The sequence below is a fragment of the Pseudomonas sp. PS01298 genome (genome assembly GCF_029959745.1).
Taxonomy (GTDB): domain Bacteria; phylum Pseudomonadota; class Gammaproteobacteria; order Pseudomonadales; family Pseudomonadaceae; genus Aquipseudomonas; species Aquipseudomonas aylmerensis.
The window spans coordinates 1-12,663 of sequence record NZ_JASCPP010000143.1 but is presented as its reverse complement, the minus strand read 5'-3'; the positions used below and the strand labels follow the sequence as shown (position 1 = coordinate 12,663).

14 protein-coding genes are annotated in these 12,663 nt (G+C 59.5%); 9 read left to right on the top strand and 5 right to left on the bottom strand.

Annotation, left to right across the window (positions count from 1 at the left end; translation table 11 throughout):
• Positions 1–316: 316 nt before the first annotated feature.
• A complete protein-coding gene (gene tyrS, locus QMX97_RS29170; RefSeq protein ID WP_065904579.1) occupies positions 317–1,516 on the bottom strand; it encodes a tyrosine--tRNA ligase in 1,200 nt (399 codons plus the stop codon).
• A 209-nt stretch (positions 1,517–1,725) separates the two neighbouring features.
• Here tyrS and QMX97_RS29165 point away from each other — a divergent pair, with 209 nt between their 5' ends.
• The gene (locus QMX97_RS29165) at positions 1,726–3,144 is read left to right on the top strand and encodes a peptidoglycan DD-metalloendopeptidase family protein (RefSeq protein WP_282398051.1); all 1,419 of its coding nucleotides are present in this window, start codon (positions 1,726–1,728) and stop codon (positions 3,142–3,144) included.
• A 3-nt stretch (positions 3,145–3,147) separates the two neighbouring features.
• Positions 3,148–4,239, top strand: coding sequence for an anhydro-N-acetylmuramic acid kinase (locus tag QMX97_RS29160; protein ID WP_282398050.1), 1,092 nt, complete (start codon positions 3,148–3,150; stop codon positions 4,237–4,239).
• A gap of 80 nt (positions 4,240–4,319) precedes the next feature.
• Here the strand turns inward: QMX97_RS29160 and erpA are convergent, their stop codons facing one another.
• Positions 4,320–4,670 carry an iron-sulfur cluster insertion protein ErpA gene (gene erpA, locus QMX97_RS29155; protein WP_003176443.1) on the bottom strand — a complete coding sequence of 117 codons (351 nt, stop codon included), beginning with the start codon at positions 4,668–4,670 and terminating at the stop codon, positions 4,320–4,322.
• Positions 4,671–4,816: 146 nt separating this feature from the next.
• The gene (gene argC, locus QMX97_RS29150) at positions 4,817–5,851 is read right to left on the bottom strand and encodes an N-acetyl-gamma-glutamyl-phosphate reductase (RefSeq protein WP_106802487.1); all 1,035 of its coding nucleotides are present in this window, start codon (positions 5,849–5,851) and stop codon (positions 4,817–4,819) included.
• A 136-nt stretch (positions 5,852–5,987) separates the two neighbouring features.
• Between argC and hemJ the strand changes: the two genes are divergently transcribed.
• From hemJ to coq7, 6 genes are all read left to right on the top strand, one after another.
• Positions 5,988–6,416 (top strand): protoporphyrinogen oxidase HemJ, encoded by a 429-nt coding sequence (gene hemJ, locus QMX97_RS29145; protein WP_106802486.1) that lies wholly within the window; start codon positions 5,988–5,990, stop codon positions 6,414–6,416.
• A gap of 24 nt (positions 6,417–6,440) precedes the next feature.
• Positions 6,441–7,403 carry a nitronate monooxygenase family protein gene (locus tag QMX97_RS29140; RefSeq protein ID WP_065904588.1) on the top strand — a complete coding sequence of 321 codons (963 nt, stop codon included), beginning with the start codon at positions 6,441–6,443 and terminating at the stop codon, positions 7,401–7,403.
• 69 nt (positions 7,404–7,472) lie between these two features.
• On the top strand, positions 7,473–8,435 hold the full coding sequence (locus QMX97_RS29135) for a DUF805 domain-containing protein (RefSeq protein ID WP_106802485.1): 963 nt from the start codon (positions 7,473–7,475) through the stop codon (positions 8,433–8,435).
• Between the two features lie 62 nt (positions 8,436–8,497).
• A complete protein-coding gene (locus QMX97_RS29130) occupies positions 8,498–9,286 on the top strand; it encodes an SDR family oxidoreductase (RefSeq protein ID WP_065904592.1) in 789 nt (262 codons plus the stop codon).
• Between the two features lie 46 nt (positions 9,287–9,332).
• Positions 9,333–9,671, top strand: a complete 339-nt coding sequence (locus QMX97_RS29125) for a histidine triad nucleotide-binding protein (RefSeq protein ID WP_010206940.1) — start codon at positions 9,333–9,335, stop codon at positions 9,669–9,671.
• A gap of 137 nt (positions 9,672–9,808) precedes the next feature.
• Positions 9,809–10,456, top strand: coding sequence for a 2-polyprenyl-3-methyl-6-methoxy-1,4-benzoquinone monooxygenase (coq7, locus tag QMX97_RS29120; protein ID WP_017138087.1), 648 nt, complete (start codon positions 9,809–9,811; stop codon positions 10,454–10,456).
• Positions 10,457–10,528: 72 nt separating this feature from the next.
• Here the strand turns inward: coq7 and QMX97_RS29115 are convergent, their stop codons facing one another.
• On the bottom strand, positions 10,529–10,951 hold the full coding sequence (locus QMX97_RS29115; protein ID WP_005792019.1) for an OsmC family protein: 423 nt from the start codon (positions 10,949–10,951) through the stop codon (positions 10,529–10,531).
• A 248-nt stretch (positions 10,952–11,199) separates the two neighbouring features.
• On the opposite strand from QMX97_RS29115, the gene crp reads away from it, so the two are divergent.
• Positions 11,200–11,844 (top strand): cAMP-activated global transcriptional regulator CRP, encoded by a 645-nt coding sequence (gene crp / locus QMX97_RS29110; RefSeq protein ID WP_065904593.1) that lies wholly within the window; start codon positions 11,200–11,202, stop codon positions 11,842–11,844.
• Here crp and QMX97_RS29105 read toward each other — a convergent pair.
• Entirely contained in the window at positions 11,841–12,536 is a 696-nt protein-coding gene (locus tag QMX97_RS29105) for a lipoate--protein ligase family protein (RefSeq protein WP_282398049.1), read from the bottom strand. The genes crp and QMX97_RS29105 overlap by 4 nt on opposite strands.
• Positions 12,537–12,663 lie beyond the last annotated feature (127 nt).

Sequence of the window (12,663 nt, the reverse complement as noted above, 5' to 3'; positions counted from 1 at the left end):
AGAAGTTTTCGAAGATTTCTTCAACAACTTCAACCACTTGCGCTTCCGATCTCTCGTTAGCGGGAGGCGAATTCTACAGCGTTACACGCTGCTGTCAACACCTCTTTTTCTCCGCTTTCGACCGAGAGGATCGAAACGTTAATAGAGCCGAACACCACTGCTCTACCAACTCCTTCTGGGCTTCGATTAACTGAAGCAAGTCGCTGTCGAATCTCGCGTAACTCTTTGTTTACCAAGGAGTTTTCCGTTTCGACTGCGCCGGAAGTGGGGCGAATTATAGACAGATATAATTCGCCGTCAACACTTAATTTCAGCTTTATTCGGATTTGAGCGTAATACGCGCAAATGCCTTCTTCCCGGCCTGGCAGACGTGGGTAGCGCCCAGCGCGTATATAAAGGTGCGATCGACAACCTCACCATCTATACGCACACCACCGGAACCCAGGAGGTCACGCGCAACCGCCGAGTTCTTGACCAGACCTGCCTTATTAAGCACAGCAGCAATCGGCATCGCCTCAGCGGCAGACAGCTCAATCTCCGGCAGATCATCCGGCAGCTCGCCATCCTTCATGCGATTGCCCGCCGCGCGATGCGCACTGGCCGCTGCCTCTTCACCATGGAAGCGCGCAACGATCTCTTCAGCCAGCTTGATCTTGACGTCACGCGGATTTGCGCCCGCCTCGACATCGGCGCGCAGGGCATTGATCTCATCCATGGAGCGGAAGCTCAACAGCTCGAAGTAGCGCCACATCAGCGCGTCGGGAATGGAAACCAGCTTGCCGTACATCACTCCCGGCGCCTCCTGGATGCCGACATAGTTGCCCAGGGACTTGGACATCTTCTTGACGCCATCCAGCCCTTCCAGCAACGGCATGGTCAGAATGCACTGAGCCTCCTGCCCATAAGCACGCTGCAGTTCACGCCCCATCAACAGGTTGAACTTCTGGTCAGTGCCGCCCAACTCAACGTCGGCACGCAACGCTACCGAGTCATAGCCCTGAACCAGCGGATAAAGGAACTCATGAATGGCGATCGGCTGATTTGTCGAGTAACGCTTGTCGAAGTCATCGCGCTCAAGCATGCGCGCCACGGTGTACTGGGAGGTCAGGCGAATGAAATCCGCCGGGCCCATCTGATCCATCCAGGTGGAGTTGAACGCCACCTCGGTTTTCGCCGGATCGAGAATCTTGAACACCTGAGTCTTGTAGGTCTCAGCATTGTCGAGAACCTGCTCGCGCGTCAGCGGCGGACGCGTTGCACTCTTGCCGCTCGGATCACCGATCATCCCGGTGAAGTCACCTATAAGGAAGATGACCTGGTGCCCCAGCTCCTGGAACTGGCGCAGCTTATTAATAAGCACGGTATGACCCAGGTGCAGATCCGGCGCCGTCGGATCAAAGCCAGCCTTGATACGCAGGGGCTGGCCACGCTTGAGCTTTTCGATCAGCTCGGCCTCGACCAACAGTTCTTCCGCACCACGTTTTATCAGCGCTAGCTGCTCTTCAACCGACTTCATAACAGACCCGCAAGGCTCAGATTCAAAAGGGAACCAACCATACAAGATCAGGGACTAATTACAAGTTTTGCCCTGCGCACGGACACCGTTCAGCAAGCCCAGCGTTCGCGAGCTTGCGCCACAGATGATTTGGTTATATTTTATACAGTTATTTCATCTTCATCATGTCATTCATCTTTTCCATTTCATCTTCAAAGTCAAAATTACTTATGACCACAGAACCGTCTAAAGCGCCGCCGCTTTACCCGAAGACCCACCTGCTCGCAGCAAGTGGTATCGCCGCCCTTCTCAGCCTGGCACTCTTGGTATTCCCTTCCAGTGACGTAGAAGCCAAACGAACATCCCTGAGCCTTGACCTGGAAAGCCCGGTTGAACAACTCACACAAGATCAAGACGCTACCGACGCACAACAAGCCACAAATGCGCCAACCGAATCGCCGTTCGCACAGATAGAAAGCAGCCCCGAAGATACCCAGCAGGCAACCCAGGACCAGCCTGTACCTGCTGCTGACGCGGCCAAGAACCCTCTGCACCGCGAAGTGATCGTGGCCAAGGGCGACACCCTGTCGACCCTGTTCGGGAAAGTCGGCCTCCCTGCCACTACCGTTAACGAGGTACTGGCCAGCGACAAACAAGCCAAGCAATTCACCCAGCTCAAACATGGCCAAAAGCTTGAATTTGAATTCACTCCCGATGGCCAACTGAACAACCTCCACAGCAATGTCAGCGACCTTGAAAGCATTACCCTGACCAAGGGCGCCAAAGGCTTCGCCTTCAATCGCATTACCACCAAGCCGGTGATGCGCTCCGCCTACGTCCACGGCGTGATCAACAGTTCGCTGTCACAATCCGCCGCGCGCGCCGGCTTGTCCCATAGCATGACCATGGACATGGCCAGCGTGTTTGGCTACGACATCGACTTCGCCCAGGACATCCGCCAGGGCGACGAATTCGACGTGATCTACGAGCAGAAAGTCGCCAACGGCAAAGTGGTCGGTACCGGCAATATTCTCTCCGCGCGCTTCACCAACCGCGGCAAGACCTACACCGCCGTGCGCTACACCAACAAGCAAGGCAACAGCAGCTACTACACCGCCGATGGCAATAGCATGCGCAAGGCCTTCATCCGCACCCCGGTAGACTTCGCTCGTATTAGCTCGCGTTTCTCCATGGGTCGCAAGCATCCAATTCTGAACAAAATTCGCGCTCACAAGGGCGTGGACTATGCAGCCCCGCGCGGCACGCCCATCAAGGCAGCCGGTGACGGCAAGGTGCTGCTGGCCGGACGTCGCGGCGGTTACGGCAATACCGTGATCATCCAGCACGGCAATACCTACCGCACGCTGTATGGCCACATGCAGGGCTTCGCCAAGGGCGTGTCGACCGGCAGTAATGTCAAGCAAGGCCAGGTGATCGGCTACATCGGCACCACCGGCCTGTCGACCGGCCCGCACTTGCACTACGAGTTCCAGGTGAATGGCGTGCACGTCGATCCACTGGGCCAGAAACTGCCAATGGCCGACCCGATCGCCAAGGCCGAGCGCGCACGCTTCCTGCAACAAAGCCAGCCGCTGATGGCGCGCATGGACCAGGAGCGCTCCACCCTGCTCGCCTCGGCGAAGCGCTAAGCCATGCCACGCTATATAGGTGTGATGTCCGGGACCAGCCTTGATGGCCTGGACATAGCCCTGATCGAACAAGACCCGGCGATCAAACTGATCGCCACGCACTACATCCCCATGCCCAGCGCCCTGCGCACCGAGCTGCTGGGTCTTTGCGCCAGCGGCCCGGATGAGATAGCGCGCTCGGCAATCGCCCAGCAGCACTGGGTAGAACTCGCCGCGCAAGGCATTCACGCCTTGCTCGAGCAGCAAAACCTCAAGCCCCAGGACATCCGCGCGATTGGCAGCCATGGCCAGACCATCCGCCACGAACCCGCTCGGGGTTTTACGGTGCAGATTGGCAACCCTGCTCTACTCACAGAGCTGACAGGCATTACGGTTGTCAGTGACTTTCGCAGCCGCGATGTGGCTGCCGGCGGCCAGGGCGCGCCATTGGTGCCCGCGTTTCATGAGGCATTGTTTGGTGAACGCACCGGCAACCGTGCCGTATTGAATGTGGGAGGCTTCAGCAATCTCAGCCTGATCGAGACCGGCAAGCCTGTCGCCGGTTTCGACTGCGGCCCGGGTAACGTCTTGTTGGACGCCTGGATTCACCTGCAGCGCGGCGAACACTTTGATCGCGACGGCCAGTGGTCTGCCAGCGGCAAGGTAGAACCCCAGTTGCTCAACGCGCTGCTGGCCGATCCCTTCTTCCAGACCCAAGGCCCGAAAAGCACCGGGCGCGAAGTGTTCAACCTCGAGTGGCTGCAACAACACCTCGCACGCTTGCCCGTGTTCGAGCCCCAAAATGTCCAGGCTACCCTGCTGGAACTGACGGCCCAGACCATCGTCGAGTCCTTGCAGGCTGCACAGGCCCAGACAGAGACGCTGCTGGTCTGTGGCGGCGGCGCCCACAATGGCACACTGATGAAGCGGCTGGCCGCCCTGCTCCCTGCGACCCAGGTCAGCAGTACTGCCACTTACGGTGTAGACCCCGACTGGGTCGAAGCGATGGCCTTCGCCTGGCTGGCCCATTGCTGCCTGGCAGGCATTGCCGCCAACCGCCCGAGCGTCACCGGTGCACGCGGACTGCGGGTACTGGGTGCCATCTACCCCGCGTAACAATCCCCAGACAGCAAAACGCCGCTTGGCCGATCAAAGCCAAGCGGCGTTTTTGTATCCGTTGCAGACGAGGACGTCGATCAGATCGAGAACGAAGACCCGCAACCACAGGTAGTGGTAGCGTTAGGGTTCTTGATCACGAAACGCGACCCCTCCAGACCTTCCTGGTAATCCACCTCGGCACCTGCCAGGTATTGGAAGCTCATCGGATCCACGACCAGGCTCACACCCTCGCGCTCGACGATGGTGTCGTCATCGGCCACATCTTCATCGAAGGTAAAACCGTACTGAAACCCTGAACAACCGCCGCCCGTAACGAATACGCGCAGCTTCAAGCGATCATTACCCTCTTCATCGACCAGGCTCTTCACCTTGTGCGCAGCACCGTGGGTGAATTGCAAAGCCGTGGGGGTGAAGGATTCAACGCTCATGCTGATAATCTCCCGGCGTAGCGCCGCCATATGCGTAATGGCCGGCATTATCCGCTTCTCCTAGAAAAGCGGTCAACTATTATGGGAGCAGTGGCAAGCTTCAAGCCATGAGCTTCAAGCTTGCCACCTACACCTTGAAGCTGTTTTTAAGGCAGCATGCCCGCGTGGGACAAGCCCAGCTTCTCATCCAGGCCAAACAGGATGTTCATGTTCTGCACCGCCTGGCCCGACGCGCCCTTGACCAGGTTGTCGATCACCGACAGCACCACGACCAGATCGCCATCCTGAGGACGGTGCACGGCAATCCGGCACACGTTGGCGCCGCGCACGCTGCGGGTTTCCGGGTGGCTGCCGGCTGGCATTACGTCGACGAACGGTTCATTGGCGTAGCGCTTTTCAAACAATGCCTGCAGATCCACCGACCGATCGACCACGGTTGCGTACAGTGTGGAGTGAATGCCACGGATCATCGGCGTCAGATGCGGCACGAAAGTCAGGCCCACCTCCTTACCTGCGGCACGGCGCAGCCCTTGGCGGATTTCCGGCAGATGGCGATGCCCTTTTACCGCGTATGCCTTCATGCTTTCCGACGTCTCGGAGTACAGCGAACCCACAGCCGCACCACGACCGGCGCCACTCACACCCGACTTGCAGTCCGCGATCAGGCGCGAAGCATCCGCCAGGCCCGCTTCCAGCAATGGCAGGAAACCCAACTGCGTGGCGGTCGGATAGCACCCCGGTACCGCGATCAGGCGCGCTTGCTTGATCTGCTCACGATTGACTTCCGGCAGGCCGTAGACCGCTTCCTCCAGCAATTGCGGCGCACCGTGGGGCTGGCCGTACCACTTGGCCCACTCATCGGCGTCCTGCAGGCGAAAGTCCGCCGACAAGTCGATCACCTTGGTGCCCGCAGCCAGCAATTCGCCAGCCAACGCGTGAGCAACGCCGTGAGGAGTGGCGAAGAACACCACATCGCAGGCGCCCAGTGTCTTGATGTCCGGAACGCTGAACGCCAGGCCGTCATAGTGGCCGCGCAGGTTCGGGTACATATCGGCCACGGCCAGTCCGGCCTCGGATCGGGAAGTGATGACCACCACCTCAGCTTGCGGATGCTGAGCCAACAGACGCAGCAATTCGACACCGGTGTAACCCGTGCCGCCGACGATACCGACCTTGACCATAAACCTGCCCTCAACGAACCCACTGGAAAGCCGTCGATAATAGGGGCCGTATCGTCCTGCGACAACCGTCAACGTGACGTACGGGCGCATGAGCCACTACTATCTTCAGTTACCGTGAACCTGGGAATAACTAGAAATGCTCTATCTATGGATCAAAGCCTTCCACATCGTCAGCATCGTCTGCTGGTTTGCCGGGTTGTTCTACCTGCCACGCCTGTTTGTCTACCACGCCCAAAGCGAAGACACCGTCAGCAAGGAACGCTTCAGCATCATGGAGCGCAAGCTCTACCGCGGCATCATGGGCCCGGCGATGGTCGCCAGCCTGGTATTCGGCATCTGGCTGATTGCGCTCAACCCTGCGATCTTTAAATCCGGCGCCTGGATCCACGCCAAGCTCACCCTGGTGGTGTTGCTGATCGGCTACCACCACATGTGCGGCGCGCAGGTAAAACGCTTCGCCCGTGGCGAAAACACCCGCAGCCATGTCTTTTATCGCTGGTTCAATGAAGTGCCCGTTCTGATATTGCTGGCTATCGTAATTTTGGTCGTGGTCAAACCGTTCTAATTTCAATTACTCGGGGTACCTCCAATGTCGCTGCCCGCTTTGCTTGAACAACGTCTGCGCCTGCCGGTCGTCGCTGCGCCGATGTTTCTGATTTCCAACCCCCAGCTGGTCCTGGCGTGCTGTCGCAACGGGGTGGTCGGCAGCTTTCCGGCGCTCAATCAGCGCGAGAGCAGCGGGTTCAAGGCTTGGCTGGAGGAAATCGAAGCGGGCCTGGCGCAGTTGGACAATCCCGCGCCGTATGCCGTCAACCTGATCGTGCATAACAGCAACCCACGGCTTGAGGCTGACCTGGCGATCTGCGTCGAGCACAAGGTGCCCATCGTCATCACCAGCCTCGGTGCAGTGAAGGAGCTGGTGGATGCCGTCCACAGCTACGGCGGCTTGGTGTTCCACGATGTCACGACCCGGCGCCATGCCGAAAAGGCCGCTGAAGCCGGCGTGGATGGCTTGATTGCCGTAGCCGCCGGAGCCGGTGGTCATGCTGGCACCTGGAGCCCATTCGCGCTGATCGCCGAGATTCGCCAGTTCTTCGACAAGACCCTGCTGCTGGCCGGCTGCCTCAACCATGGACATGAAATCCTCGCGGCCCAGTTGCTGGGCGCAGACCTGGCGTATTTCGGCACGCGCTTTATCGGCACCACCGAAAGCCACGCCCCGGATGCCTATAAAGAGATGCTGCTCACATCGCGCGCCGCCGACATCGTGCACACTCCCGCTGTCTCCGGCGTGCCTGCCAGCTTCATGCGCCAGAGCCTGGAAAACGCCGGTTTCGACCTGGCTGCGCTGCAAGGCAAGGGCGAAGTCAACTTCGGCTCCAAGCTCAAGCCGTTGAGCGACGAAGCGAAAGCCTGGAAGACGGTATGGTCTGCCGGCCAGGGTGTCGGCGAGATTGACGATTTGCCCAGCGTCGATGAACTCGTTGCCCGCCTGGATGCCGAATACCGCAAGGCGCGCGAGCAGGCGGCACAATTGCGCTGGCCACGCTGAACCCATCGCAAGGCCTGCCCATCCGGCAAGCCTGCACCACCTCCCTGAACAAGTGACAAGGAAGCCCGCATGAGCGACAACCGTTTCAAGATTGTGTTTGATGGAGCCTTGCTCCCGGGTGTCGAAAGCACCACGGCCAAACTGAACCTGGCCGAGCTGTTCAAGAGTGAAGTCGAAGCCATCGAGAAACTCTTCACTGGCCGCCCGGTTGCACTCAAACGCGATCTATCCCGTCCGGATGCCGAAACCTACCTCACTGCGCTGAAAAACGCCGGGGTGGATGCGCGCATCGAACCCGAACAACCAGTGGCCTTCAGCCTCGCCGAAACCCACGAGACGGAGTCCTCCAACACCGATTACTCGCGCCCGGCGGCCTCACCTTACGCCCCGCCACGCGCCACCGTGGGCGATGACCTGCCGGAATACGCCACCCTCAAGGTCTTTACCATCCACGGGCGCATTGGCCGTCTGCGGTATCTGGCCTGGACGCTGGTACTGACTCTCGCGCTGCTGGTGGCTGGCGGCATTATCAGCACCGTCAGTTTCGCGGTAGCCACGGCCTCGCCAGTATTGGGCACCCTCATTGGCGTGGTGCTCGGCCTGGCATTGTTCGTTGCGCTGGTGTGGGTCAGCGTGCAAATCGGTGTGCAGCGCCTGCACGACCTGGGATGGTCCGGCTGGCTGTACTTTCTCAACCTCGTACCTCTGGTGAACAGCGTCTTCCCGATCCTGCTGCTGGTACTGCCAGGTAATGCGGGCGCCAACCAATACGGCGCGCCGCCTCCGCGCAACTCCACGGCGGTAAAAGTCCTCGCCACGTTGTGGCTGGCGTTTATCCCGGTGGTGCTGGCCATCGTCGTCACGCTGGGCATGAACGGTTACCTGGACCAGCTCGAAGCCAACATGGACAGCAGCTACGAAAGCAGCTCCATCACCTCCGATGACGACGCCGATCAAGCCGCCACTGTCGAGGAAGACGACGCGCAAAGTGCTGACGAAGCGGCCGAACCTGTAGACTCTCCAGAACAGTAAAGAAACGCCCGCCGCCTGTGATGCCTCCGTCACAGGCCGGGGGCGTTGCGATGGAGAAAGGCATGACCCGTTACGCTCTGATCACCGGTGCCTCCAGCGGCATCGGCCTGGCCTTGGCCGAAGCCCTTGCCCGTCGCGGCCGCAGCTTGATTCTGGTGGCCCGCCAGCGTGATCAGTTGGAAAGCATTGCAATCGAATTGACTCAACGCTTTGGCGTCGAAGTGCTGTTTCGCGCCTGCGACCTGGGCGAGCCACTGCGCTTGTCCGGGTTCCTGCTGGAGCTGGAAGAAGGCGAGCGGCAGATAGATTTGCTGGTGAACTGCGCCGGCATCGGCACCAGCGGCCCATTCCTGGCCCAGGACTGGATGACCGAGCAGGATCTGATCGAAGTCAACATCCTGGCCCTGACCCGCATGTGTCACGCCCTTGGCAATGCCATGGCGCTGCATGGCGGCGGGCAGATCCTCAACGTTGCCTCGGTTGCAGCGTTCCAACCCGGCCCGTGGATGAGCAGCTATTACGCCAGCAAGGCCTATGTACTGCACTTCTCCGAAGGACTGCGTGAAGAACTCAAGACCTGCGGCATCAAGGTTTCGGTACTCTGCCCGGGCCCGACGCGTACCGCGTTCTACGGCACCGCGCAAATGGACACGGCCAAGCTCGAGGGCAGCGACAAGCTGATGAGCCCGGAAGAAGTTGCGCTTTACACCGTGCGTGCGCTGGAAAAGAACAAAGCCATCATCATTCCCGGCCGACGCAACCGCTGGATCGCCTTCAGCCCGCGTTTCAGCCCGCGCTGGCTCACCCGCAAGATTGCCGGGGCCATCAACAAGGCCTATTGCCCGCGCTGATTGCCTGAGTACACTCACCCTGCACTTTCATAATGGAGAAACAGCTGTGGATACTCTGTTCACCAAGATCATCAACAGAGAAATACCCGCGGATATCATCTACGAAGATGATCAAGTCCTTGCCTTCAAGGACATCCACCCGGCAGCCCCCGTGCATTTCCTGGTGATCCCGAAGAAACACATTCCCACCCTCAACGACCTGACTGAGGAAGACAAAGCCCTGGCTGGCCATATTCTGTTCACTGCCCAGCGCCTGGCGGTGGAGCAAGGCTGCGAAGAAGGCTTCCGGGTGGTGATGAACTGCAACCCGAAAGGCGGACAGACCGTTTATCACATCCATATGCATGTGCTGGGTCAGCGCCAGATGAACTGGCCGCCGGGCTGATTCCCCGGTGGAGCTTGCGACTGCTTCGTAGTCGAACGGCAGCAAGCTCCCTCGCCACAAGGGCAAATTGACTCAGCGCAAACGCTCCCCCCTCTCTTGCGGTAAACTGGCCGCCGAGATTCTTCCCGGAGGTCAGCATGACTACCCAACGTCACTACTCGCCGATTGATCGCCTGTTACTGCAAGCCGACATGGCCATGCGCACGCTGCTGCCTTTCAGCGGCCAACCGTATCGCCCGTCGCCCGCCATCGTGCAGCCCGATGCACAGATGAGCGAGACCGATACCCGCCATGTCGCTGGCCTGATGCGTATCAACCATACCGGTGAAGTCTGTGCCCAGGCGCTGTATCAAGGCCAGGCCTTGACCGCCAAGCTGCCGCAGGTGCGTGCAGCCATGGAGCATGCCGCCGAGGAAGAAATCGACCACCTGGCCTGGTGCGAGCAACGCATCCGCCAGTTGGGGAGCCACCCCAGCGTGCTGAACCCGCTGTTTTATGGCTTGTCGTTTGGCATCGGCGCCGCCGCAGGGCTGATCAGCGACAAGGTCAGCCTGGGTTTTGTCGCAGCAACCGAACATCAGGTGTGCAAGCACCTGGATGAACACCTTGAGCAACTGCCGGCCGAAGACGAAAAGTCGCGGGCGATTCTCGAACAAATGCGCATCGACGAAGAGCACCACGCCGAAAGCGCGCTGGATGCCGGCGGCTTTCGTTTCCCGGCTCCGGTGCGGTTTGGCATGAGCGTGCTGGCCAAGGTCATGACCAAAAGCACGTATCGGATCTGACTGCATCAAGCCTGAGTCGCAAAAAAAGGGCGCTTTCAAAGCGCCCTTTATTTTTGCCAGCAGATTGTGCGATCAACCCAGCTCGATGATTTCGTAATCATGGGTGATGGCCACACCGGCCGCGCCCAGCATGATCGACGCCGAGCAGTACTTCTCTGCCGACAGCTCGATGGCCCGCTTGACCTGGGCTTCCTTCAGCGCCCGCCCCTTGACCACAAAGTGCATGTGGATCTTGGTGAACACCTTGGGATCTTCAGTGGCGCGCTCGGCTTCCAGGAACGCTTCGCAGCTTTCCACGGCCTGGCGGGACTTCTTCAGGATACTGACCACGTCGAAATTGCTGCAACCGCCTACACCCAGCAGGAGCATTTCCATCGGGCGTACGCCCAGGTTACGGCCACCGGCTTCCGGCGGGCCATCCATGACCACCACATGGCCACTGCCCGACTCACCGAGGAACATGGCTTCGCCCGCCCATTGGATGCGTGCCTTCATCGCCCAGACTCCACTGCTAAAAAAGGGTCGCCAGCTTAGCACAGGGGCTGATCACGGCAGTGTTTCCCATGAAAGCGATCAATAGCAGGATTTCCCGGCTAATTTGGCTAATAGAGACAGAATGTGTCTGGTAAGCTGGCGCCAACTCAATGGCGCATTGCCATCCTTTGTACAGCATGTATCAATGCCGATACCGCTGGTATAAAAACAAATCCATCTACACCGTGCAGTCTTTTCGGGATACAACCATGGTTGCTCTTACTCCCATACCCAAGATCAAGAATCTCGACAAGCTGCTGATGCACTGCCAGCGCCGGCGCTATCCGGCCAAGCACAACATCATCTGCGCCGGCGAGCGTTCCGAAACGCTGTTCTTCATTATCAAAGGCTCGGTCACCATCCTGATCGAGGATGAAGACGGCCGTGAAATGATCATCGCCTACCTGAACACCGGGGATTTCTTTGGGGAGCTGGGGCTGTTTGAACAGGCCGGCAAGGAGCAGGAGCGCAGTGCCTGGGTGCGCGCCAAGGTCGAATGCGAAGTGGCCGAGATCAGTTACGCCAAATTTCGCGAACTGGCCCAGCACGATCCCGACATTCTCTACGCCCTCAGCGGGCAAATCGCCCAGCGTCTGCGCGACACCACGCGCAAGGTCGGCGACCTGGCGTTCTTTGATGTCACCGGCCGCGTGGCGCGCTGCCTGTTGGAGTTGTGCAAGCAGCCCGACGCCATGACCCATCCCGACGGCATGCAGATCAAAGTCACGCGCCAGGAAATCGGGCGCATTGTCGGCTGTTCACGGGAGATGGTCGGACGGGTGCTCAAGGACCTCGAAGAGCGCAACCTGGTGCACGTCAAAGGCAAGACGATGGTGGTGTTCGGTACCCGTTAAGCCGGCAGGAAGCTGGCCAACATCTGACGGTACAACGTGTCGAGCCGGCTGATGGCGTCCGGCGCGGCGAAGGCTTCGTGCAGGGCGATATGGCTGTCGGCACGTACCCGCTGCTCAAGGCCACACGCCTGGTTGAAGCGATTGACCGCCGCGATCAACTCATCGCGATCGTTTTCCAGCAACAGCGCACCGTGCACCAACCCCACCGGACGACCGCCGACTTGTCGCCAGCGCTGCGCAGTGCCGACCATCTTGCGACCGTTGAGGTTGACGTTATAGCGACCGTCACAGAACGCCCCGTCGATTTCACCGACCGAGGCGTCACCGCCCAACTCGATCAACAGATCGCAGATCGGCTGGCATAAACGCTGGTAACCGGTTTCGATGCGGCCTTGGTCGCCTTCGCTGCGTGGGGGTGCGTAGACCAGGGCAATATTCACCGTGGCACTCGACTGCGGCACCGGCTCGCCGCCGGTTTCGCGCAGCAATACCGGCCAACCGGCGTCCGCCGAGACCTGGCTGGCGGTATCGAACGCCGGCAGCCGACTCAAGCGGCGGGGCATTACCAGGGCTTGGTCGCTGGGTTGCCAGAACAATAGGCCGAATTCCTGCTCACCCGCGCAAACGGCCGCCAGGAGGTCTTGCTCGGCGGCAAGACCTGCTTGGACAGTCATCGACATTGGCTTGGTCATCGAACACCTACCTCTCTGGATCAGCACAGAATCAAATGTGGGAGCTGGCTTGCCTGCGATGCAGGCACCTCGGTGTATCTATATAACCGAGGTGACGCTATCGCAGGCAAGCCAGCTCCCACAAAAG